This is a genomic window from Alkalibacterium kapii (assembly GCF_007988865.1).
Lineage (GTDB): Bacteria > Bacillota > Bacilli > Lactobacillales > Carnobacteriaceae_A > Alkalibacterium > Alkalibacterium kapii.
This window is the reverse complement of record NZ_BJUY01000016.1, coordinates 1-23,176: the sequence shown is the minus strand read 5'-3', so window position 1 is coordinate 23,176 and position 23,176 is coordinate 1. Positions and strand designations below refer to the sequence as shown.

22 protein-coding genes are annotated in these 23,176 nt (G+C 37.2%); 4 read left to right on the top strand and 18 right to left on the bottom strand.

Annotation, left to right across the window (positions count from 1 at the left end; genetic code table 11):
- Positions 1–295: 295 nt before the first annotated feature.
- Positions 296–913, top strand: a complete 618-nt coding sequence (locus AKA01nite_RS06390) for a methyl-accepting chemotaxis protein (protein WP_186805122.1) — start codon at positions 296–298, stop codon at positions 911–913.
- A gap of 68 nt (positions 914–981) precedes the next feature.
- Here AKA01nite_RS06390 and AKA01nite_RS06385 read toward each other — a convergent pair whose 3' ends face one another.
- The 14 genes from AKA01nite_RS06385 to AKA01nite_RS06320 form a co-directional block, all read right to left on the bottom strand.
- Complete coding sequence (locus AKA01nite_RS06385; protein WP_146924493.1) at positions 982–2,337, bottom strand: YjiH family protein; 1,356 nt, start codon at positions 2,335–2,337, stop codon at positions 982–984.
- 244 nt (positions 2,338–2,581) lie between these two features.
- Complete coding sequence (gene lpdA / locus AKA01nite_RS06380) at positions 2,582–3,976, bottom strand: dihydrolipoyl dehydrogenase (protein ID WP_146924492.1); 1,395 nt, start codon at positions 3,974–3,976, stop codon at positions 2,582–2,584.
- A 276-nt stretch (positions 3,977–4,252) separates the two neighbouring features.
- Entirely contained in the window at positions 4,253–4,453 is a 201-nt protein-coding gene (locus AKA01nite_RS06375; RefSeq protein WP_091487949.1) for a cold-shock protein, read from the bottom strand.
- Between the two features lie 278 nt (positions 4,454–4,731).
- Positions 4,732–5,580, bottom strand: coding sequence for an aldo/keto reductase (locus AKA01nite_RS06370; RefSeq protein ID WP_146924491.1), 849 nt, complete (start codon positions 5,578–5,580; stop codon positions 4,732–4,734).
- Between the two features lie 160 nt (positions 5,581–5,740).
- Entirely contained in the window at positions 5,741–7,930 is a 2,190-nt protein-coding gene (gene recQ / locus AKA01nite_RS06365) for a DNA helicase RecQ (RefSeq protein ID WP_146924490.1), read from the bottom strand.
- Positions 7,931–7,972: 42 nt separating this feature from the next.
- Complete coding sequence (locus AKA01nite_RS06360; protein WP_146924489.1) at positions 7,973–8,461, bottom strand: GNAT family N-acetyltransferase; 489 nt, start codon at positions 8,459–8,461, stop codon at positions 7,973–7,975.
- Positions 8,462–8,663: 202 nt separating this feature from the next.
- Entirely contained in the window at positions 8,664–8,843 is a 180-nt protein-coding gene (locus AKA01nite_RS06355) for a hypothetical protein (RefSeq protein ID WP_146924488.1), read from the bottom strand.
- Between the two features lie 214 nt (positions 8,844–9,057).
- Positions 9,058–10,068 (bottom strand): tRNA dihydrouridine synthase, encoded by a 1,011-nt coding sequence (locus AKA01nite_RS06350; RefSeq protein WP_146924487.1) that lies wholly within the window; start codon positions 10,066–10,068, stop codon positions 9,058–9,060.
- Between the two features lie 613 nt (positions 10,069–10,681).
- A complete protein-coding gene (locus AKA01nite_RS06345; protein WP_146924486.1) occupies positions 10,682–11,641 on the bottom strand; it encodes a linear amide C-N hydrolase in 960 nt (319 codons plus the stop codon).
- A gap of 94 nt (positions 11,642–11,735) precedes the next feature.
- Complete coding sequence (locus tag AKA01nite_RS06340) at positions 11,736–12,716, bottom strand: Gfo/Idh/MocA family protein (protein WP_146924485.1); 981 nt, start codon at positions 12,714–12,716, stop codon at positions 11,736–11,738.
- 219 nt (positions 12,717–12,935) lie between these two features.
- The gene (locus AKA01nite_RS06335) at positions 12,936–14,210 is read right to left on the bottom strand and encodes an anti sigma factor C-terminal domain-containing protein (protein WP_146924484.1); all 1,275 of its coding nucleotides are present in this window, start codon (positions 14,208–14,210) and stop codon (positions 12,936–12,938) included.
- Positions 14,200–14,709 (bottom strand): RNA polymerase sigma factor, encoded by a 510-nt coding sequence (locus AKA01nite_RS06330; protein ID WP_146924483.1) that lies wholly within the window; start codon positions 14,707–14,709, stop codon positions 14,200–14,202. The genes AKA01nite_RS06335 and AKA01nite_RS06330 overlap by 11 nt, the downstream gene beginning before the upstream one ends.
- A gap of 156 nt (positions 14,710–14,865) precedes the next feature.
- Positions 14,866–15,624, bottom strand: a complete 759-nt coding sequence (locus AKA01nite_RS06325; RefSeq protein ID WP_146924482.1) for a ThiF family adenylyltransferase — start codon at positions 15,622–15,624, stop codon at positions 14,866–14,868.
- Positions 15,621–16,232 (bottom strand): N-acyl amino acid synthase FeeM domain-containing protein, encoded by a 612-nt coding sequence (locus AKA01nite_RS06320; protein ID WP_146924481.1) that lies wholly within the window; start codon positions 16,230–16,232, stop codon positions 15,621–15,623. Before AKA01nite_RS06320 ends, AKA01nite_RS06325 begins: the two co-directional genes overlap by 4 nt.
- 123 nt (positions 16,233–16,355) lie before the next feature.
- Between AKA01nite_RS06320 and AKA01nite_RS06315 the strand changes: the two genes are divergently transcribed.
- Entirely contained in the window at positions 16,356–17,606 is a 1,251-nt protein-coding gene (locus AKA01nite_RS06315; protein ID WP_222592491.1) for an HD-GYP domain-containing protein, read from the top strand.
- A gap of 289 nt (positions 17,607–17,895) precedes the next feature.
- Entirely contained in the window at positions 17,896–18,336 is a 441-nt protein-coding gene (locus tag AKA01nite_RS06310; RefSeq protein ID WP_146924479.1) for a phosphatase PAP2 family protein, read from the top strand.
- 90 nt (positions 18,337–18,426) lie between these two features.
- Here the strand turns inward: AKA01nite_RS06310 and AKA01nite_RS06305 are convergent, their stop codons facing one another.
- The 3 genes from AKA01nite_RS06305 to AKA01nite_RS06295 form a co-directional block, all read right to left on the bottom strand.
- On the bottom strand, positions 18,427–19,263 hold the full coding sequence (locus tag AKA01nite_RS06305; RefSeq protein ID WP_146924478.1) for an exodeoxyribonuclease III: 837 nt from the start codon (positions 19,261–19,263) through the stop codon (positions 18,427–18,429).
- A gap of 92 nt (positions 19,264–19,355) precedes the next feature.
- Positions 19,356–19,922, bottom strand: coding sequence for a methyltransferase family protein (locus tag AKA01nite_RS06300; RefSeq protein ID WP_146924477.1), 567 nt, complete (start codon positions 19,920–19,922; stop codon positions 19,356–19,358).
- Between the two features lie 148 nt (positions 19,923–20,070).
- The gene (locus AKA01nite_RS06295; RefSeq protein WP_146924476.1) at positions 20,071–20,931 is read right to left on the bottom strand and encodes a LysR family transcriptional regulator; all 861 of its coding nucleotides are present in this window, start codon (positions 20,929–20,931) and stop codon (positions 20,071–20,073) included.
- A gap of 108 nt (positions 20,932–21,039) precedes the next feature.
- On the opposite strand from AKA01nite_RS06295, the gene AKA01nite_RS06290 reads away from it, so the two are divergent.
- Entirely contained in the window at positions 21,040–22,086 is a 1,047-nt protein-coding gene (locus AKA01nite_RS06290) for a YeiH family protein (RefSeq protein ID WP_146924475.1), read from the top strand.
- A 319-nt stretch (positions 22,087–22,405) separates the two neighbouring features.
- Here the strand turns inward: AKA01nite_RS06290 and AKA01nite_RS06285 are convergent, their stop codons facing one another.
- Positions 22,406–23,089, bottom strand: coding sequence for a CPBP family intramembrane glutamic endopeptidase (locus tag AKA01nite_RS06285; protein ID WP_146924473.1), 684 nt, complete (start codon positions 23,087–23,089; stop codon positions 22,406–22,408).
- Between the last annotated feature and the right edge of the window lie 87 nt (positions 23,090–23,176).

Genomic DNA, 23,176 nt, shown 5'->3' with positions numbered 1-23,176 from the left:
CCAGCAAGCTATCTGTTCCCTTTAGCTATAAGATTTTTAAATAAATTCTAACGAACGTGAATGCAAGCTGATTAAGTCTACCTCGACGCCACTCACAGTAATCTCATTTTATGGGGGTTTCAAGATTCTAAACGCTCCGATAAAAGATATCGACCAGGAATTAAAAGCGTTAACAGAAAAAAATTATTATTACTAAAGAATTAGACACTGGAAAGATGAACTTGAAGGAGCCTTAAAAACGATACAGTCGTCTTTTAAGGCTCTTAACGGAACAGTCGATAGTCTTTCATCACTCTTGATACAATTTGAGAATGTTAAAAACGAAAGTATTGAGCTTAAAAGCAAAGGGTCTGAAATAGAAGAAATTGCTACCTTCGTTACAAACATTGCTTACCAGACAAACTTGCTGGCCTTAAATGCATCAATTGAAGCTGCTCAAGCTGGAGAAAAAGGTAAAGGTTTTTCTGTTATAGCTGCGGAAGTAGGTAAATTGGCCAATCAGTCTGAAACAGCGGCGAATAAAATCAAAGATAATATTTTCAGTTTTTTAACTGATGTAGATACAATGGTCGATAACCTCACTAATCAATATGATGTAATCAACCAGGAAAGTCATTCGATCAAACAAGCAATCAACCAAACAGAACACTCCTATACAAAGATAGAAAACATTGCAGAAAAAATGCTTGATTCCGTCGAAACATTACAGGATCAATCAGAAAAAATCGGCGGTCTCTTTTTAACGATTGAGTCCTTATCAGCTATTGCTGTAGAAAATTCGGCTTCAACAGAAGAAGTCAGTTCGAATATCTCCAGTTATTCTGAAGAAATCGAAAAACTGATCAGTGGTATAAGTAACTTCAAAAAACTGATTGCTGAGTACAAGACTTATTTATCTTCTTACGATTTATAATTAAATAAAAGGCGGGTGGTTTAAAAAACCGTCCGCCTTTTATTTAATATGGTTCTATTTACAGTCAATTAAAATGACAAAACATTTAGCGTGGCTAAAAGATTTGTAATGACGTATAGGATTGGGATAGAAATAATCGTTCTAAACAAAAACACTTTGATGACATCCCAAAAATTTAGTCCCATTTTTGTTTCTACCAGAATCATGCCGGTTTCTGACATAAAGACTAGTTGTGTAAAGGCTAGTACGCCGATAAAGAAACGAGCAGCTTCACTGGCAGCGCCTTTTATAAATAAAGCGGGCAAATACATGTCTGCAAAGCCGGCAACCGATGCTGGTGCCATCTGTGCCGCAATATCACTACTATACCCTAAGAGTTCATACAAAGGGACGAGAGGTGCGCTTATGATATCAAAAAACGGTGTGTACTCTGCAATGATGAGTGAAATCGTTCCTACTGCCATAATAATAGGCAAAAAACCGATATAGATATGAATAATATTTTTCAGTGCTTCAATAAACGCACGTGATACTTTTGTGTCCTTAGCTTGTTCAACAGCTGAATCATACGCATATTCTACTACTGTTTCATCTTCAGGTACATCTACTGTCTTAGGCTTTTTCCCTTCATAATAGGTCGGCTTGAATTTCTTGAGCGGCAGACGAGCGGTTATAAAGGCAATAATCAGAGTTGCAAATAATATTGTACCGTAAAATATAGGAAAAATACTTCCAAATCCCAATTCTTCAGCTACTGCTGCTGCAAATGCAATGCCCACAACCGAAAAACTTGTTGCAATGATATAAGCTTCTCTCCTGTTATAATAGCCTCTTTGATACTGACTATCCGTAACTACGATCCCTATCGTCCCATCTCCTACAAAAGAAGCAATCGCATCGATCATCGAATAACCGGGAACCCTGAATAATTTTTCGACTACGGGTCCAAGCAAGACACCTATAAACTCAACGATCCCAAAGTGAGTAAGTAAAGGAAGTGCCAGGATTCCAACAAAAAAGGTTATGTAAAGCGTAGTCAATAAACCTTCCGCACCTGCCATGAGTCCTCCAGTATTTGGATCAAGTATGACGCTTGAAAAGTCAAAACGTTTGAACCATCCATTAAGCACCATCAAGTAAAGGAATGAACCAGTAATTCTAAATATGACGTTCAATACTGAGGCTTTGAACATATTATTCAGTGTTTTACTTTTTGATGTATAAAATATAAAGACGACAGTGCCGATCAATACGATCCACGCACTTGCTGCAGTAAAGGTAAGAAATTCTTCTAGTATATTATTTTTGACAAAATCGGTAATATGAGAAAGCATGATTTTACTTTCTCCTCCAATAGTAAAAGGAACTAGAAAAAACACAAACCCAAAAAGTGACAAAAGCACAAACTTCAATTTATTTATCATGTGTTGACCTCCAATGTATTCGAGTTAAAGAATAACACACAGATAAAATAAATTCAATTTTATTATCATTTAATACATAAAAAGCTTTTTAAATGTATAATAATTCTTATAACATGATTTAAATGAATAATTAATCTTTTTAACAATTCTTGTCCCCGTTCAAATTCTTTTAGCTCATACAAAAACAGCCTGCAGGATACGCTCTTCTAAGAACATTCTTGCAGGCTGCTACTTATTTATATTTTTAAATATGAATCGGCATATCTAATGCGAGTTCAGCGGTATCCATAATTGTTTCCGCCAGTGAAGGATGGCTGTGAATAGTCAGTGAAATATCCTCCGCATTCATCTCCTGTTCTATAGCCAAACTCAATTCATGAATAATGTCCGCTGCACCCGCGCCAACGATTTGAGCGCCAACGATTGTATTATGGTTTTCAGGTTCAGTAATCATTCGAACGAAACCTTGTGTCTCATTGAGTGACAAAGCTCTACCGTTACCTGCCAGAGAAAACTTACTTACTTTATATTTACCATTTGAAGCCTTTGCTTCAGCAAGCGAAACCCCTGCTGTTGACAGTGCGGGTTCAGTGTAGACAGAAATAGGGATCTGCTTATAACTTGTATCCACATTTTCTCCGGCGATGATACCCGCCACTAGCTTTCCTTCGTGAGAAGCTTTATTCGCTAAGGTCACTCCAGGTACAATATCACCAATAGCATAAATGCCTTCAGCTGTGGTCTGTTTGTTGTCTGACACTGCAACAAACCCTTCACTTGTCAATTCGACTCCGGCAGCTTCCAGATTAAGCTTATCTGTATTTGGTTTTCTGCCGATCGATACAAGCGCGACTTCTGCTGTGACTGTCTTTTCTTCTCCATCTTTTACATAGGTCACCGTAATATCTTTATCAGTAGTTTTGGAACTCTTGATATCCGCATCGGTAATAATATCCATGCCTTTATGACGATAGTTCTGCTCAACGATCTTAGACATATCTTTATCGAAAAACGGCATCATATGTGATTCTTTTTCAATGATCGTTACATGCACACCAAAATTACTATAGGCTGCCGCAAGTTGAGAGCCGACATAGCCGCCTCCAATAATGATAATTGACTGAGGCGCTTTTTTGATATTAAGTCCTCCGGTGGTATCAAGAACACGGTCACCAAATGGTACTTCTTCCAGTTCTAGACGGTTGGTCCCTGTCGCAAGTATCACTTCATCAAATTCAATCTCCATCGATCCTTTATCTGTTTCAACAGTCAGTGATTTTTCATCTTTAAAAGCAGCTGTTCCCATTATAATCTCTACTTTGTTCTTTTTAAGTAAACCTTTAACCCCATTAGTCAGTGTTTTTACGACTTTATTGTTTTTCCAGTCCTGCGTTTTGTCCAAGTCAACTTTCACATCATCTACAGTGATCCCGAACGTATCAGAATGAGTTGCGTCATGAAAACGGTGTGCTGCTGTTATAAGAGCCTTTGAAGGAATGCATCCAATATTCAAGCATGTCCCTCCAAAGTATTGTTTCTCAATGATCGTTACTTTTTTACCTAACTGTGCCGCTCGAATAGCCGCAGTATACCCGCCCGGGCCCGCACCTATGACAACGGTCTGTTTTTTTTCACTCATATTGTATATCTCCTTAGTCGTTTTGTATTTATTTCACATGATCAAAAAATCTTTGGTGCTATTAGGTCTAACATTTATATTTTAATAGTTATTCAAATTATTTCAAGTATTAGGGCTTAATTTTATGGTCGTCGATTCAATTTCTTGAAAAACTACCCTATTTTTTAAAGTTTAACAGTTGATTGGTATGTAAGCGTCAGATAACATCTAATGAAATTAAAAAGACAAGAACATGAATTAATCACATTCTTGCCTTTCTTACAAAGTTTAAGTTAATTAAGCTTTAGTAACGTTTGCTGCTTGTAGTCCACGGTTACCTTCTTCGATGTCGAAGTTAACTGTTTGACCTTCGTCTAAAGATTTGAATCCATCTTCCTGGATTGCTGAGAAATGTACGAATACGTCTTCTCCGCCTTCACGTTCGATAAATCCAAAACCTTTTTCTGCGTTAAACCATTTTACTGTACCTGTTTCCATTTTAAAAATTCCTCCTCGTGCCATTCAGCACAAATTATTTACATTATTGCGTAAAGGCCAATTCGGAATGCATTACACAGTTCGTTTGTTGTCTCTTACAATATGTTAAAACCAGTATAACACATGAGTACTTAAATGCAACCTTATTTTAGTTTTAATTTTAAATTACTTAACTCCACTTGTTTTGCTTCATTATTGTTGATCTTGTAAACACTTTTAACTTATTGGAACAATTAAAGGCCTTTATTAGAATCCAAGTTCTTTATTACTATTTAAATTCAGCGTGCTTTTAGATCTTCCGGCTTGCTTAAGTCCTCAAATTTCAGGCTGTTTAAATAAGCCATGTCTCCGTCAGAGAGTTCAAAATCGAATATATCAGCGTTTTCTTTAATACGATCCGTATGTACGGATTTAGTCAACACCACAAACCCCTGCTGCAGACTCCATCTCAATAGAATTTGAGCAATCGATTTTCCGTACTCACTCGTCATTGCCTGCACTTTTGTATCTTCTTCCATATATTTCATAGGAGATAGAGGCGACCATGCTTCAATGACCATATTTTGATCACGGCTCATTTCCACTGTATCCTCCTGCAGAACGCCCGGATGCAGTCTTATTTGATTGACCATTGGTTTGATACGAGAATTTTCCACTATATTTTCTAAATGAGGGATACCAAAGTTACTTACACCAATGGCTTTAAGCTTTCCTTCTTCATACATATCCTCAAGCGCTCGCCATGTGTCGATGTTGTCCTGCTGCCAGTCTCCGCCGTTGTCTTTGACGACCGGCCAGTGGATCAAAAACAGGTCTAGATAGTCTAAACCTAATCTATCTAAAGATTCTTGAATTGTTTTTTTCGCTTTTTCATAGCCGTGATTACTGTTATTCAGCTTGCTCGTTACAAATAACTCTTCTCGCGGAACGCCACACTCTTTGATTCCTTTACCAATGTACTCTTCGTTACCGTACATTTGCGCTGTATCGATATGACGGTAACCTTCTTTTACCGCATTGACTACGCCATCTACAGCTTCTTTTGGATCTGTTACCTGCCAGGTACCATAACCCATTACAGGGATTTTGATTCCATTCGGTAACGTATAAGTGTCTGTTAGATTCATTATTTCAATTCCTCCTTATTTGTTTATCAGTTTATCTTTACATTTTTAGTATAGCGAAAATAATTGATCAGATTAAATAATTTGTTCTTTGATTTTTCATGCGAAGGTATTGAAAGTCGATTATTTGAACTTTCATCTAAAAAGTGTTCCTTGTATTTATTTATAACCTTGCCCTTTCAGATTCTTCAACTTTTATTTTTGCGATAACGATTTTGATTTCATCATAAGTTACTGAATCATCGAGAACTTCTTTGATTGGCTTCAGAAAATCCGTCCCTACTTTGGCTATCGCTTTTCTGATTTTTTGATCGGCTTCATTAGTGACTAGTCTGGATACATCCAATTCTTCTCCTTGCTCGATCCACTTACATAAGTGATTCACTATGGTTACTGGAGACAAGCTTCTCAAATCAGCTATTTCATCGATCGTCTGTCCTTCTTTATAATAAGTGACCGTTTCTTCTACTGTGTTGTTGAAATTTCTCGCTTTAGTTTTTTTTACGGGCTTAACTACTTCTTCAGTAGTGATGTTTTCTTTCTTCAGCGTCTCCACATCGAGCGCTCGATGACTGACAAATTCGTTGATCAATGTGAGAAAATCTTTTCCATATGCCTGCAGTTTAACGTCACCCACGCCATTTATATCTAGAAAACCTTCTTCCGTCAAAGGATATTTGGCAGCCATATCGATAAGACTCCGATCAGTAAAGACCATGAATGGCGGTTTCCCATCTTCTTGAGCCAGTTCTTTACGTAATACTCTTAGTTCCTCGTACAGTTTCTCATCGTAGTTTTCAATGTTTTCAATGTTTTCTATGGTTTTATGTTTTGCGACTGGTTCTTGTTTTAATTTTTTTCGTATTGACAATGTCGCTTCAGCTTGAAGTAAGTCGTTTGTTTGCGGTGTAAATTTTATGATCGGATAACTGTCACCACTCAACTTCAGGTACCCTTCACTCAACATGATCGCTATCATATCCTTGATATCGCCATCTGTATATTCAGACATCAAGCCGTAAGTACTTAATTCATCGAATCCTAATTGCTTTATCCGCTTATTGTCTTTTCCTCGAAGGACATCTGTTATTAATCCTGCTCCATATGATTGCCGCATCCTATAAATACACGATAATATCTTTTGGCTTTCTACAGTGATATCAGTAACAACCGTTTCACCATCACAGTTTGAGCAGTATTCACACTTTTTCCACTCTACTTCTTGATCAAAATACTTTAAAATAGTTTTTCTTAAACAGTTTCCTGTTTTACAGTAACTGATCATCGTGTTCAAGTTCTTTCGTGCATGGGGTGAATTCCCTTGTTCGATCAGCATCGTGTTAGTAATGATATCTTGAGCTGAGTAGAAAAGGATCGCTTCTGAAGGCGCCCCATCTCGTCCAGCACGACCTGCTTCCTGATAGTAACTTTCCATGTCCAGTGGCATATTGTAATGAATGACTTTTCTGACATTCGATTTGTCTATACCCATCCCAAAAGCATTGGTTGCAACCATTATTGGCTTCTTATCATAGAGAAAGGCTTCCTGATTTTGACTTCTCTCTTCTGTACTAATGCCCGCATGGTAAGAAGTTGCCGGATACCCTTTTTTTATCAGTAACTTATATACTTTGTCCACAGTTTTTCTTGTATTGCAGTAGATAATACTCGATTCTTTCTTATCTAAGGTAGAAAGCAAGTGATTGGCTTTCTTTTTAGGCTTGACGACTGAAAAATATAAATTCGGCCGATCAAAACTTGCGATGTGCTTGAAAGGATTATTCATATGCAACTGGTCAATCATATCGTTCTGTACCGTTTTAGTTGCGGTCGCTGTAAAAGCTGCAAAGACTGGTCGTGTAGGCAGCACCTCCATTAATTCGGGAATGCGCTGATAACTCGGTCTAAAGTCGTGCCCCCACTGAGACACACAATGGGCTTCATCCACAGCAATCAAGTCAAGTTTCCAGCTGCTGGCGTAAGACATGAATTGATGATTTCCAAGCCTCTCTGGTGAGACGTATAGTAAGTCCAGTTCTCCTCTTTTAGCTTCTTCCATAATTACGCGCTGGTCAGTATAAGAGAGCTGACTATTTAAATAAGCAGCTTTGATGCCCATCGTCTGTAGAGCATCCACTTGATCTTTCATCAACGAAATCAAGGGAGATACAACTAAGGTCAATCCATCCATAATGATTGCAGGAATCTGGTAGCATACAGATTTTCCACCACCCGTTGGCATAACTCCTAGTGCATCTTTACCATTCAAAATGGCTTCGATCAGCTCTTTTTGTCCAGGTCTGAAGGAATCATAACCGTAATGATGTTTTAATGTTTGAAATATGTCTTTCATAGACCCTCCACCCCTAATATCTTGTATTGATTCACTAAAATTTTAATAATGGTTAGCCAGTTCTTCAAGTGCTTCATCCTGCATTCTATATGTTGTCCACTCATTCATTGGCACAGCTCCCATTTTTTTATAGAAGCCAATTGACGATTCATTCCAGTCCAGACACATCCATTCAAGGCGTTTAAAATCTCTTTCTTGAGTCAACTTAGCTAAGAACGTGAATAGTTTTTTGCCTAATCCTTTGCCTCTCATCTCCGGTTTTATGTATAAATCTTCTAAATAAAGACCTGGTTTACCAAGGAAGGTAGAGAAGTTAGAAAAAAACAGAGCAAAGGCAACAGCTTCACTGTCATACTCGCCAATAATCACTTCGACCCTTTTTTTCTCAAACACATTTTCCCTTATATCATCTTCTGTCGCAACAACTTCGTCCAGCATTTTTTCATATACCGCAAGTTCTTTGATTAATTCCAATATAAGTGTCACATCATTAGGTTCCGCAAAGCGGATAGAAAAACGATCATCAACCATGTAACAATCTTCTCCTTTTTGAATTTTTTTAATAAGCTCGAAAATGTCACAAAATCTAAATATTTTAATCTGAGTTATCTATATAGTACTCGTTTCTAGTCAATTACTTTAAAAAGTAGTCTCAATACGCCTTTTGATGCTAGGTCTTTATCGGTTATTTTAGTAAGTGGTCTCAGTTATAAATATAACCGCTCATATCAAATCAAAATCCCCAGCCGAATACATACCAGCCTATTAATCCTATAATGAGTGCAATAATAAAAATCCAAACAGTCTTGTTTACTTTTCTTTCAGGCTTAGCGACTTCTTTGCCAGCTGTCATCCGTTCATAAGCTGTCACCATTACGACGAGTATGAATACTACACCGATGAAAATACCCATGAAGACTCCTCCTTCTCTGCTTTTAAATGTGTTTCAGTTAAGATCTATGCTCTACCACAAGTTCCGCTTTTTAATGTCCATTAGATTTGTCATTCTATACACTTTACAAGCTTATCACAAAATACAAATGTATCGATTGAAATCCTTCACAAAATTTAAACTTAAAACCAAAAAAGACATCACTTAAATGTAAGTGACATCTTTTTCGACTAATTTATTTATCCACAGGAACACTTATGATTTCATCTGTATCTATTTCAAGATCTTTTTCAAATGCATCCAGTAACTCTCGAACCTCATCCGTTGTTTTGGTTTCCATCAAGGCACTTCTCAGACCACTCGCTCCACGGATTCCACGAACATAAATTTTAAAGAATCGACGCAGGGGTTTAAACGATTGCTGCACTTCAGATGAAAATTCATACTCGTCAAAAAGATCCAAGTGTAGTCTTAATAGATCAAGCATTTCTTCGGCGCTGTGTTCTTTGGCTTCCACTTCAAAAGCAAATGGATTCGTAAACACACCGCGCCCAATCATAATACCGTCTACCCCATATTTTTCATAAAGTTCCAGTCCTGTTTGTCGATCTGGAATATCGCCATTAATAGTGATCAATGTGTCGGGAGCAATCTCGTCTCTGACTTTAACAATATCTGGAATCATTTCCCAGTGGGCATCATATTTGCTCATTTCTTTTCGTGTACGCAGGTGGATCGACAGGTTTACAATATCCTGCTTCAATAGATGTGTGATCCAGTCTCGCCATTCGTCAAGCTTGGTATAACCTAGTCTTGTTTTCACACTGACAGGGAGTCCACCGGCTTTCGCTGCTTCGATTAATTCAGCTGCCACTTCAGGGCGGTTAATAAGACCGGAACCTTTTCCTTTACCAGCTACATTGGGAACAGGACAGCCCATATTGATGTCAATGCCTTTAAATCCTGCTTCCGCCATGCCGATACTCATTTCGCGGAAGTACTCAGGTTGGTCGCCCCAAATATGTGCGACTAGAGGCTGTTCGTCTTCTGTAAAAGTCAAACGTCCGCGTACACTATTTCGTCCCTCAGGATGACAATAACTTACCGTGTTTGTAAATTCAGTAAAAAAAACATCAGGTCTCCCGGCTTCTGCGACTACATGCCTGAACACGACATTCGTCACGTCTTCCATTGGCGCCAGAATGAAAAATGGTTTCGGTAAACTTTTCCAAAAATTTTCTTTCATAACTTATTAAATCCTTTCACTATCAAGACAATATTCTGATTAAATCAACAGTATTCATTATAATTCGTATTTAAGGTATTAGCTTTTACTATTTTAACTTTAATCATCGATTTGTCAACTCTTGTTGTGAAGGAATCGACCATTTTACTTATTTAAAGCCTTTTTATCATCTATATTTGTTGACTCAGTCGATTTATGCTTTGAGTTTACCGATGTGAGGACTACATCAGCTGTCTCAGAGGTTATTTCCTGTGAGTTAGCTGATATGACAGCTACTTCAGTTAACTCTGACGTTACTTGCTGTGACCTTGCTGATGTGTCGACTACTTCAACTAACTCAAATGATTTTTGATTTGGGTTTACCGATGTGATAGCTACTTCAGCTGACTCAAATGATATTTGCTTTGAGTTTACCAATGTAAGGGCTACGTCAACTGACTCAATTGATTTTTGCCTTGAGTTTACCGATATGAGGACTACGTCAACTGATTCAATTGATACTTGCTTTGAGTTTACCGATGAGGCTTACATCAACTGACTCAAACGATATGCTGTGTGAGATCACTGTTATATTTCTCAAAAACAGACAAGCAGCTGATGATAAAAAGTGAAATCATAGTTTCATTGTTTTTTTAAGTTCAATAAATGTAATCTCATTTTCATTGACGAAGTCTTCAAGGTAAAAATTGTGTATATATGTATTTGAACGGTTTTTGATATGAAATGAGCGTTTGTGTGTATCCATCATAGAAGTATATAGTGTTTGATGCGATTGTTTTTTATCATTATAAATGATCGCACCTTCAGGGATATCAAAATGGGCTAGAATGCGAAAACCCTGTAACAATGCTGAGTTTCTTTCCATAGTTTTGGGCGTATTTGAAACGTAATAAGCTGCACGAATAAAACGAGACGGCGGTGTGAAGTCCCCAGGAAGACCAAGCATTCCTGTGCCTACACCCGTTTGAGTTACTTTTTGCTGATTGAATTGACTTTCCTTCGTGTTTTCAGATTTCAAGTTCAAATAATTTTTCAGATTAGTTTGATGCCAGTGAAATTCAGGGGCGTTAGTCAGTACGCCGAAAGGATTAGTGTATGCAATCAATTTACCTGATTTTGGTTCAAGAACGACTTTATCACCACTTTCATCCATGAAAAAGAAATGATTGGAGGCCGATTCATCACCATTTAATTGTTTTACTAGGTTGATGTTCTCTGCTTCTTTCTTGACTTCATTTACATTTGCACAACGCGTTAAGAGATAATCAAAAGCCTGAGAGGTAGTGGTATTTATCATTCCTTTTATAGGTTCATCACTAAAACTGGCATACCCTGGGAATAAATTGTTCGACCCCATCAGCCCTTTTTCATTGATTCCCTCACCAAACGAAGGAATATTAAAAAATCCTGAGCCCAATATGCTGTATTTGGACTGGTAAGTTTTATCAGGTGTTTTGGTTACATCAATATTTTTGGGAATAAATAATAGTTTGTTATCAAGAGTGGCTCCGACTTCCAGTGTTCGTCCAAAAACATATCCATTATTATATGAAAATCCAATTGTTGTACACATAAAATATCCTCCTTCTTTCTTCTTGTTCAGAAGAGTACTTTAATCAGATTGGCAGTCTGTTTTTCTATAGTTACACAGAACATATGACATTATATCATTTCCTTTTATCTGATCTCTTTTCTTCCGGGTACACTAATTCCATCTGTCTTCTGCATTCATCAAGGAGACCCATAACGTCGATCGTGCTTTGAGCTGTGACTTTTTCGCTTTCTTTTCTGCCTAAACGAATATCTTTAGCCACATTAATAAATTGTTTAGCGTACAGTAAATCATTGGTTTCAAAAACTTCCTGTCGACCATCCACTTTTAAGTTGGCATGTTTTGCAGCATGAAAATTAGGTGCGTAAATGGTTCCTTGTGTCCCCTTTATTTCAAAATAGTGCCCTGCGTCTTCAGTCATGGATATAAACAAGTGTGCTTTGTAATCAGAATATTGGAAGGTAATAGTTTCCGAGTAGTCAACTTTTTTGACGACGCCTTCACAGTGAATGGTTTCTGGCAACCCAAACAATTCGTAGCAATACCTGACTGTATATACCCCTAAATCCAGCAAGGCACCGCCAAGCATCGATGCCGTTGTCAACCTGGGATTGCTTGACTCTTCAAGCAAGGGGACAGCGAAAGTGCAATTCACGGCAATGGGTTTACCGATCACGCCTGATTTTACCCATTCCTTGACTTTCAGCGCGGTATCATTGTGCCAAGTCCACATCGCTTCAGATACATATACATCCTGAGCTTCTGCATAATCAAAGACTTCTTTTGTTACTATTTTATTCATAGCAAAAGGCTTCTCACATAATACAGCCTTGCCATTTTTTATGGCCAAGTTTGTATACTCTGCATGCTTGTCTCCATTGACTTTGACATAGACCCCTTCAACACCCGCGCCATTGATTGCTTCTTCAGCGGAATCGTATACGACTCCACCATATTTGTCGACAAAGTCTTCAGCTTTTGACCGTGTCCTGTTCCAGACTGCGACAATCTTCTGGTCATCTGTCTGCATTAATTCTTTGGCAGTGGTCTGTGCAATCGATCCGCATCCGATGTAAGCCCATCCAAAACTATCCATCTATATCTCCTCCAGCTTCTCTTTCTCAGTACATCTATTTTAATACAGTTTTCTCTTTACTGATAATCTTCTTAGAAAAGAAAACAGAATTGAAAGAAACTGTGTCCTAAAATTATCCTTTGTGTGTTTTTAAGCTGAAATGATTAAAAAGATAATGAAAATAGTAAAAGGTTGGATTATTTTTCCAACCTTTCACTATTAATTTTACTTGTAATATGTTTAATCGTAATAAATCCCCGTACTCGGTTTGGATGAATCCACTTCATCGATCACTAGCCTGTCATAGGGGATCTCTTCGATACTTTCAGAAAAGGCCTCAGCAGTACCGTATACGAGTACGCCGTATGTCTCCACTCCGTTATCTTCAACATAATTAAGTGCATCTGTATAAAATTCTGTTTTTTCTGCATTGTGATCAAATATTTCAACAAATTCTTCCCGGTCTTTTAACCACTTTAACCGTGAAGTGAAGTGCGTTTTATAGGCTTCTGGGAAAAAGTCTTCAGAGGCTCCTGATGCATCGATCCAAACATCGTTTAAACTAAAGAGAGGATACTTCTCGGGATCTGGCTCCATGTCTGAACTTGGTTCAGCGTTAATATCAGGAACAAAGCCAATTAAATGCATGGGTTGGTCGTCTCTCCAGCGTGTGCCTGGCTCTGTTGTCCGGACACCGGCCCATTTGAAGTCTAGCTCTGGATGTTCTTCCGTCAACTGATACAATTCCTTCATCGTTAAGTCTTCTTTAAAAGCGATCGTCATGGAAACGTAGGATAAATCATTCAATTCTTCCATATATTCTACTGTCTTGTTGTTAAAACGCTGCTTGAACTTTTCTTTGATTTCAACTGAGTGGTCACTTGCCTCTTCAGGATATGGACTGTAGACATCGCTGAATCCGTTATTAATGCTAAAACGCGGGATGCTGTCAAAGACATTGCCGTAAAAATTCTGAGGCTGTCCTCTTTTGATATCTACTAAATGCAGCTTATCATCTTGTGTAAATAAATTTTTCAGAAAATAGCCGGTCTCATATACTCCAAAGCCCTTGGATTCTTCGATTGTGAATGAGCCATTAACGTAGCCGGGCATATTCAAGCTGATCAGCGCATCCATATCAAAATTGAAATCTGTCTCAGTGAAATCTTCTTCATCTGACTGTGTAACTTCGGTCGGGTCAAAGTAGAACTGATCAACGATACTTGATAAACCGTAAAATATTCCTACATAAAGTAAAATAACAGTCAATACAGAAATGAGTATCACTTTTCTCAGTCGTCGATTAACCACCTTGTTTATGTTCTTCGTTTCAGAGCCAGTGTTCAGCTTTTCTTCTTCATCTGTTTCGCTACTGTTCATAAACTCATCTGGAAGTTCTTCCGCATAATACTCCTCTATCGTTGCGTATTTCTCAAGTTCCTTTTCGACTAGCTCTTTTTCTTCTTTAGATGCTGTTCCTTCTTTATAACGTTTCATCACGTCTTTAAAATTCATAAGGATCCTCCTTTAATGCTTTCCCCAGTTTTTTTCGTGCCCGATATAGAGTGGTTTTTGTATGACTTTCTGACCGCCCGATCGTCTTTGAAATAGCTCTGATGTTTAGATTTCCATAATAAAAGAGATACAATATCTCCCTGTATACTTCAGGTTCCAATGTCATCAAATGTTTGTACAGACGTTGATTACGGTCTTTATGTATATAGTTTTTCGCCGGTTCTTTCATAGACTTATCCGGAATGAATTTATCGTGCGTGTCGAGTGTCAGAGATTCATGGTTCTTGCGTTTCAAATCGATAAAATGATTTTTCAACACCCTGAAAAGCCAGTATTTGAAGTTTTCTTCTGAACGATTCGATGCAATAAATCCCTTATAGAACGTTTCACTGACCAAGTCCTCTGCCAAGGTTTCATCGCGGCAAAGACTCAAGGCATATAAATATATTTCTTTATGATATCTTTCATACGCTTCTTCCGTGGCATCAGGCTTCATCATTACCCTCCTTCACTCTATATACGTTTGAAACGGAAATTGGTTACGCTTAGATTTAGTTTTTATTTCTTGCCTAGTTAGAAATAATTAATCAAAAGCCCCCTGCAAACACATTCAGTCAGTGTTTGTATGGGGGCGGAATTTATTTAAAATAAGCCGTTATTCAAATTGAAGCTGGAAATATTCAGGAACCATTTTCGGTGTCTTTCTCTCTAACAAATGAAGAATCAATTTAGAAACTAAAACTCCCGGTCCTAATGCTTGTCCAACACTTATTGTGGGAATCGAGCGACTTTCTATCCATCCAGCTATTTTTTCCTCTGTGACATAATCTGGCAGCGTTTGGCTATAGGCAGATGGTGGAAATGTTTTTCCTTTAAGTTCACTGATTGCTATGTCTTCTGTTATACCTGTATATTTCTCCAGCGTCATTCCATTAGGATCGAAGGTTAAGACAGACGTGCCAAATCCTAAAGCAACTGCAGTAGCGATATATAAATTTTTCTTACGCGCTTCTCTATGAAGAACAACGGAATCGGGAAAAGCAAAGTAATCGATGGCATCAATGACATAGTCTGCACCATCTAAAAAGGTCTCGACATTTGCTTCTGTTACCCCTTCATTGTAGCATTCGATATCCATATCAGGATTGATCGTCAGCAAATGATTTTTAAGCGCTTGCGCTTTTCGCTGACCGACAGTCAGATGGGTTGCTGCACATTGCCTATTGATATTGGAATAATCAAACGTATCTGGATCAGCTAAAATCAATTTCCCTACTCCTATACGTGCGAGAAGTTCTGCTGAAAATCCTCCAATACATCCACAACCCGCAATAGCGACCGTTGTTTCATGAAGTTTTTCTATTTCCTTTTCTGACATGATCCCAAGATTTCGTTTGAATTGTTCTTTTATCATGATTGAATTACCTCCATTATTTTTTCTTCATCTTGAATCAAATAATCATACAATGTCCGACGTTTTTCTTTTAAAATAGACAGACATTCTGAGAGATTCAACACACAAGGGATTGTTTTAGAACCAAGATAAACATTTGGTTCGCCTATGATTTCAAAAGGGAATTTGAAAATACGATGCATATAGCGGTAAACACGCTCATCAATGCAGCAAACCCAATGAGTCAGTCCTTTATGTAAGGAGTAATTTAAAACAGTCCGAATTAGACCCAGCCCTACATCATGTTTAGGCATCTTAGTAAAAGCACTTATCTCAGCATACTTATTTTTTTTCAATCCTGCCAACTTTAATTTTTCAATTTCGAAAATATTAAAATGCTTCATAGTAGGAAGTTCGTCTAACGGCATAAAAATAAGCCGTGTGACTCCAACTACTTCTTTTTTCTCAACAGTTTCTACAACGAAATATGTCGAATGGTCTATGTATGGATCTTTATCATCCTTTTTCAAAAATCCTACTTCTTGATAACGCTCATGATGTAAAGCAACTGCGCGAGTACTTTCAATTCCAGATACCTTTTTAAATTGGTAATCTTTTTCATTTTCCATTATAACACGCTCCTTGATCCTCTTTTAAAAATTATTCATAAACATTAAAGCGGTAACATATTAATATTAGAGTATTATGGTTATTTATACAAAATAATGATAAAATCATATAGGATAGTTTGATTGAATATCAAATATGAAGTTAGGGTGATAGATTCTATGAATGAGCCTCTGAAAGAAAAAGAACAACTCATGGAGCAATTAATTGAAGACTATGATAAAAATTTAAATAATCAAATAATAAGTATTTCATCGATCTATATCATTTTAAGTATCGGCTGGAACTTTATTTTCCGCTGGTTTAACCTTCCTTTCTCACGGGCTGACATCAGTGTATTGATACTTATTTTCATAGTGCTGTCCATCATCTATCTGATATTCCGTTTTAATCGCACTTCAACAAAATTAAACACGCACATCGTTTTACTTTCTGTTGTTTTTGTTATCATCAGTTTGTATTTTGGATCAGGTTACTCAGAGGCTTGGAGCTATTTTTTATTGATACCGATAATTACCAGTCTTTACGGCAAACCTTTTTTATCTATATTTTATTCCGGCTTAGGTCTTTTGAGTATGGTCTTTGTACGAACAGGCTTCCCGGATAATTCATCTTATATTATCGATACAATAGATATATCCAATCGCATTCTTTTATATATAGTTGTAGCAACATTCAGTTATCTTCTGTTATCAAAATTGAATATGCTTTATAATAAGCAAGTCAACACTGTCATTCATTCCATGGAAACCACCTTGGAGCAAGTCGTACAAAGCTTTATCGTAGCGATGGAAGCAAAAGATTTATATACATTTGGCCACAGTGAACGGGTCAGCCAATACGCTGTCGCTTTAGCTAGGCAACTTCCCCAGTATCAACATGAACGGAAGCTGAAGCATTTAAGACTAAGCGGCCTTTTACATGATATAGGAAAAATCAATATGCCTGAAGACCTTTTGACAAAGTCGTCATCATTGACAAATAAAGAATATGAAATCATAAAAACACATACATCTCTTGGTGCACAAATGGTCGAAAAGGTTGAGGGATTAAAAGGTTTGAAAAATGGCGTGCTTTATCACCATGAAAGATGGGATGGAAGTGGTTATCCAACAGGTTCAAAAAAAGAGACAATCCCGCTGGAAGCACGTATACTGGCTGTAGCAGATGCATTCGATGCCATGACATCAACAAGAGCTTATCGGAATGAACTGTCTGTAAAAGAAGCATTTAGGCGTCTAGAAAAAGGTATGGGGACACAGTTCGACCCTAATTTAAAAGATGCAATCGAGGCCGCTAAACCTGAGTTCCTGAAAATATATTCTGAAAGCCATGATCCCTTGGATGAATTTGAAAAACTTACTGATTTTTTATAAGAATATGTTGCTGTACACAATTTGTATAAATATGTATTTTTTTGTATAGACTTGGCAGAATTGGAATTTTCATTTGATACCGTAAAGGTCTCTTGCATAACTAATGCTCTTGTTCTCATAATTATATAATATCCATAGATATATATCAATATTTTCCTGAATTAAGTTGCATCATAACGGTTACGGATATTTAACTCTGTCGTATGATCCGCACAATATAGCAACTTGCATAAAGCTGTCATTACAAATGTTGTTTATAATTAAAATATCTTTTTAGGATGACGTCTATATGAATGAAAAAACAATCAATCAATTAAATAAAGTCGTTACTTATCTCATCTATGCCGTTTACCCTATCGTTCTTATTGTCCTATTGACCGAGGATGATACAAGGTTCTGGAGAGTACTGTTCGTACCCGCTCTGTCGTTTATTATGGTCAGTTTGTTTCGGAATCATTTCAATGCACCGCGTCCTTATGAAGTGACAGGCAAGCCTCCTATTATAAAAAAAACGACGAAAGGAAAGTCATTTCCCAGTCGTCATGTCTTTTCTGCCTTTGTCATTGCGACGTCCGTTTACTTTATTACTAAGCCTTTTGGACTGTTTTTATTTATAGCCGGCTTGATACTGGCTTTTCTGCGAGTAGTCGGCGGTGTTCATTTCACGAGAGACGTTATTGCCGGCGCTTTGATTGGAATAATAGCTGGTATGATCGGTCTCTACTGGTAAAGTGTTAATTAGAAAGAGCGAAGTCATGATTTTTTTGATGTTCGTGATTTCGCTCTTTTCGGTTTACTATAACCGTTTTCTCTATAGTTTTTACTCCTCACCCAAATCAATTTCTAGCAATAAAGGTGTGTGATCCTGTCTTGCTCCAGAATCCAGCATATCCGACTGCTGTACTTTATCAGCGAGACTTTTGCTAACCAGCCAGTAATCGATGCGCCAGCCTGAATTATTTACTTTACTCGTTTTAGCGCGCTGATTCCACCATGAATAGCGTCCAGTAACATCGCCGTGCAGATGTCTGAACGTGTCAACGAAACCTTTTCCTAAAAGTTTTGTGAATCCTAGACGTTCTTCATCTGTGAATCCGGCAGAGCGGCGATTTCTGTCTGGATGAGCAATGTCGATTTCTTTGTGTGCCACATTAAAATCCCCCGTAGCGAGTACTGGTTTTCTAGCATCCAATTCTTTTAAATACGCAGCGTATTTTTCATCCCATACTTGCCGTTCGTTCAGTCTGACCAGTTTTGAACCAGAGTTAGGCGTATAGACTTGAGTAACAATAAAATCGTCAAACTCAAGTGTCATTATGCGTCCTTCACTATCCATTGTATCTGGCGCATCGATTTTTGGATAACTGACAGCAGGATCCAAACTTTTTTTGTATATAAACATCGTCCCCGCATAACTCTTTCTGGCAGGTTCTTCTGAAACACGCCAGGCGTAATCATAATCCAAAAACAAGTCATTCAAGATTTGCTGATGCTTCTTAGTTGGACCGGTCCGAGGCAGTTTCGTTTCCTGGATTGCTATAACATCTGGCTCATGAGCGATGATCTTATGCATCACTTCTCTGGACATCACTGCCCGATTCGAATCGCTCGTCAAAGTTGCATTTAATGAATCTATATTCCATGAAATTAATTTCAATCTAAGAGTCCCCTTTATAATCTTATTGGTACATACTACCCTATCATAACATTGTTATTATTAATGAACGATTATTTTAATTGCAATTACAATCAATAAATATAAGGAATTATTTTTTTGGTCTGCTTTTGATAATCTATATAGTCTTTTCCGAACGAGTCAATCAGAACTTGTTCTTCCATATGAATCCGATATAAAAAAGCAGACAAGGGAAAAACGAAGGCAAAAAACGAACCCACTGGATGAAAAATAGCAACAGCAACGCCAAGGAACATGATGAATTCTCCCGTGTAAGATGGGTGTCTCACATATTTATAAAGCCCATCTTTTTTAAGTTCTGCACCTTTTGGGACACCGACATTAACAGAGAAAGATGTGCCCAACTGTCTAATAGCGCTGTACCTGACAATAATACCTAATACGATCAATGGAATGCTGACATATCTGAATCCATTAAAAGGTTGCAAGAAAGAGGTGATTATCGAGGGATCTATTAAAACAGGACCAAATATACCCATAAGTATAAACATAAAAATAAGTAACTTGCTGTTTTTCTCAGTATTCTCCTTATATGTATTCCGATTTAATTTAAAAAATACGTATGCTTCCATTAATAACCAGGTGGCAACGCTCATCCAAAAAAGTATGTGTCCAGTCATTTTGTTCAACCTTCTTTCTAAAACTGAAGCATCAATAGATTTTGAAAAAAGATTCGTTCAGTTTAGCCTCAGTATAACACAGTCATAAGATGCTTCGGTCGAAAATTATACTATATTTTTTAGGGTCAACGAGCATTCCCTGAGACAATTATGGATGAAAGTCGTTTTGAAACATAGAAATATAATTCATAGCTTTTGTATTTTTTAAATACACATAATTAAACTCTCGTTTATACGATTCAGCTGAAATATGAAATGATGCTAAATTTTTATCATTTTTAACGATCGATTCATATGCAAAGCTTACATAACCCTGAGCAGCTATAAGTTCCTTGATTACTTTAAAGCTGCTGATGCTGATTGTTTTTTCAAAACTTTCCAGTGTATGATTTTTTTGATTGAGTATTTGCAGAAAAATTTCTCTTGTTCCTGAACCTTTCTCTCTAACGATGAGTGTTTCTTTAAAGAGTTCTTCGAGTGATATCTTTCTATTTGCAAAAGGGTGATCCTTGCTGCATACACCCACAAAGTCTTCTTCTTTATAGAAACTGTAATTGTATTTTTCTTTGTTGAAAAATCCTTCTATTAAAGCAAAATTAATTTTGTTCTGTTCAAGCAAATGCAGGAGATGTTCGGTATTATCTATGATCAAGGATAATGTATGATTCTCTTTGTTTAGATACTGTTTGATTTGTTCAGTGATGACGTACTCCCCAATTGTTTTCGTTGCACCGATGCGTAGTTCTATCTGCTCATTATTTTTCATTTCCTTTCTAAAAACCTCTTCATTGTACATTGCTGCTCGCGCGTATGTTTCCAGTTTCAATGCTTCCGTAGTTTTCTTAAGCTTCTTACCATCATAAATAAAAAGTTTTGTCTTGTATTTATCTTCCAGAAAATGAATGTGTTGTGTGACTGCAGGTTGAGACATATGGAGCTGTTCTGCTGTTCTATGATAATTCATCGTATCACAGAGTTTCAAAAATGTGTATATTCTATAATCTAACATGCGAGTCTCCTTATGATAAGTTATGCTTATCGATAAATAAGTATTGATTATTAGATTTTATCAACTTTCATTGCTAGAATCAATAGTAGAAATTCATAGGAGGATTTTATGTTGAAAAAGAGTGTAATAAAAGATACAAAAATATTAGCGCCTGGTATTTTGCTTGCTTTAATTATAGCCACAGTAGCAAAAGGTATAGAAGAGTCACTTCCCATCCACCTGATCGGTGCATCCGTCATTGCCCTTTTCATCGGTATCATTATCAACAGTTTTTATAAACCGAACGCATCACTTGCACCTGGATTGAAATTTACTTCAAAAAAAATATTGAAACTAGCTATCATATTGCTCGGTTCATCGCTGAGTATAGGGACGATTCTAAATGTAGGCAAGCTCTCACTAGTTGTGATGCTGTTTACACTTCTGACTTGTTTTGGCGGGGGTTACTTCATTGGTAAGCTTCTTGGTTTGAACTGGAAACTATCCAATCTTATTTCAGCAGGGACAGGGATTTGTGGCGGATCAGCCATAGCCGCAGTTGCGCCGGTTATCGAAGCCAAAGACAGGGATATTGCCTACGCGATGTCGGCCACCTTTTTATTTGATATCGTTATGATCGTTTTGTTCCCTATCATGGGGAACTGGTTGGGTTTATCAGATATGGCATATGGACTCTGGGCAGGTACTGCCGTTAATGACACATCAAGCGTCGTCGCTGCCGGTTATGCTTTCAGCGAATCGGCAGGAGATTTTGCTACGATGGTTAAGCTAACACGTACGTTAGCGATTATTCCTGTAGTCTTAGGCTTTGGAGTCATCAACGCACGTCTTAAGCAAAAAGAAGCTTCTCTATCCGAAGTTGAAGGACAAGTCGAGAAAAAATTTAATATCTCTTCTGTTTTCCCCTGGTTCATTTTAGGTTTCGTAGCAATGGCTATTATAAACAGTTTGGGAATTATTCCTAGTAATATCACAAGTGTCATAAAAGAACTAAGTAAATTTTTAATGATTGCAGCGCTCGCTTCGATCGGGCTCAATACAAACTTCAACGAAATGAAAAAATCTGGTTTCGCCCCAATGTTACACGGGTTTATAATATCGGCTCTGGTCGTTATTGTTGCGATCGCTGTTGAGTACTTCATGGGCATCGTTTAAGTACGTTTTGAGACTATTTCCTTTTCAAAAAAGTTCGGAAGTGGTCTCAAAAATGGTTTTGCGACGAATTTATTTACTTTTTAGCACAGAAGTAGTTTCAAAAACGATTTAGCAACATGTTCATTACTACTATATCCCGGAATAGTTTCAAAAGCATTATTAAGGTCAGTTAATTAATTTTGCAGCAAAGAACTAGCCACAAAATAATTTAGTCTCAGTTTTAATGAAATTAAAAATGATCCTGTCGGTGAGTACATTAAAAACTCGTCGAGAGGATCATTTTTGCGTATCTTCTTAAAAATATTTCTTCAAAAACTATTTAAATCAAGCCAAACAAAATAAATCCCACGGTATTAATAGCGAGGTTGGCAAAGATATGTACCAGCCAGGAAGGGTATATGCTTTCAGACTTTTCGTTTAAATAATTAAAGATGCACCCGCCTACAAACAACCCGATCATAGCTAACAAAAAAATACCCCAATGAAACCAGCCGCTAGTCATCCCGACATGATATAAAGCAAAGAGGCATGCGCTGAATACATAAGCAAAGAGACGTCCAGTGTTTTCTTTCAAAATCAGAAATGCAAAGCCTCGAAAGAAAAATTCTTCCAGTAAAGAATTGACTAACGTGATGTAAATAGCAACCAGCAAGAAATTGTCTGCAGTGACTCCTATCCCTGTAGTCAACGAATCACGGATGGAAGATAAATCAATAAAGTTCTGTAAAACGAAATAGGCAAGCATGATTACGATATAAACGCCTATACCCAACAGTAAAGCACTTTTTAAATCTGACTTCTTGAAAACAAATAGTTTTTTCAGCTGATTGTGTTCCTCTTTGTACCGAAAGAAATAACCCATAGGAATAAGAGAAAACAGAACGAGTTTAAAAATAGATTTGTAGAGATAGGGCAGCTGAATATATCCGTCTATAATACTCATGCCTACTGCTGAAAGAGTAACCATAAGTATGAGGATAATACTTTTTCTATTGTATTTCATTCGATATAACTCCTAAGACATCAGTATGTTTGGTTCCCAAAGCAATGTTTTTATTTTCGAAGACTGTATAGTTAATTTTTTAATTCC

What these genes read in the sequence shown, in the direction of transcription:
- AKA01nite_RS06320 (WP_146924481.1), bottom strand. Translation starts at nt 16,232, where the DNA reads ATGGAAAATGAAAAAGATTACCAATTTAAAAAGGTATCTGGAATTGAA.
- AKA01nite_RS06385 (WP_146924493.1), bottom strand. Translation starts at nt 2,337, where the DNA reads ATGATAAATAAATTGAAGTTTGTGCTTTTGTCACTTTTTGGGTTTGTG.
- AKA01nite_RS06300 (WP_146924477.1), bottom strand. Translation starts at nt 19,922, where the DNA reads ATGACTGGACACATACTTTTTTGGATGAGCGTTGCCACCTGGTTATTA.
- AKA01nite_RS06290 (WP_146924475.1), top strand. Translation starts at nt 21,040, where the DNA reads ATGTTGAAAAAGAGTGTAATAAAAGATACAAAAATATTAGCGCCTGGT.
- AKA01nite_RS06345 (WP_146924486.1), bottom strand. Translation starts at nt 11,641, where the DNA reads ATGTGTACAACAATTGGATTTTCATATAATAATGGATATGTTTTTGGA.
- AKA01nite_RS06335 (WP_146924484.1), bottom strand. Translation starts at nt 14,210, where the DNA reads ATGAATTTTAAAGACGTGATGAAACGTTATAAAGAAGGAACAGCATCT.
- AKA01nite_RS06360 (WP_146924489.1), bottom strand. Translation starts at nt 8,461, where the DNA reads ATGGTTGATGATCGTTTTTCTATCCGCTTTGCGGAACCTAATGATGTG.
- recQ (WP_146924490.1), bottom strand. Translation starts at nt 7,930, where the DNA reads ATGAAAGACATATTTCAAACATTAAAACATCATTACGGTTATGATTCC.
- AKA01nite_RS06340 (WP_146924485.1), bottom strand. Translation starts at nt 12,716, where the DNA reads ATGGATAGTTTTGGATGGGCTTACATCGGATGCGGATCGATTGCACAG.
- AKA01nite_RS06295 (WP_146924476.1), bottom strand. Translation starts at nt 20,931, where the DNA reads ATGTTAGATTATAGAATATACACATTTTTGAAACTCTGTGATACGATG.
- AKA01nite_RS06375 (WP_091487949.1), bottom strand. Translation starts at nt 4,453, where the DNA reads ATGGAAACAGGTACAGTAAAATGGTTTAACGCAGAAAAAGGTTTTGGA.
- AKA01nite_RS06370 (WP_146924491.1), bottom strand. Translation starts at nt 5,580, where the DNA reads ATGAATCTAACAGACACTTATACGTTACCGAATGGAATCAAAATCCCT.
- AKA01nite_RS06285 (WP_146924473.1), bottom strand. Translation starts at nt 23,089, where the DNA reads ATGAAATACAATAGAAAAAGTATTATCCTCATACTTATGGTTACTCTT.
- AKA01nite_RS06355 (WP_146924488.1), bottom strand. Translation starts at nt 8,843, where the DNA reads ATGGGTATTTTCATCGGTGTAGTATTCATACTCGTCGTAATGGTGACA.
- AKA01nite_RS06330 (WP_146924483.1), bottom strand. Translation starts at nt 14,709, where the DNA reads ATGATGAAGCCTGATGCCACGGAAGAAGCGTATGAAAGATATCATAAA.
- AKA01nite_RS06350 (WP_146924487.1), bottom strand. Translation starts at nt 10,068, where the DNA reads ATGAAAGAAAATTTTTGGAAAAGTTTACCGAAACCATTTTTCATTCTG.
- AKA01nite_RS06310 (WP_146924479.1), top strand. Translation starts at nt 17,896, where the DNA reads ATGAATGAAAAAACAATCAATCAATTAAATAAAGTCGTTACTTATCTC.
- lpdA (WP_146924492.1), bottom strand. Translation starts at nt 3,976, where the DNA reads ATGAGTGAAAAAAAACAGACCGTTGTCATAGGTGCGGGCCCGGGCGGG.
- AKA01nite_RS06325 (WP_146924482.1), bottom strand. Translation starts at nt 15,624, where the DNA reads ATGATAAAAGAACAATTCAAACGAAATCTTGGGATCATGTCAGAAAAG.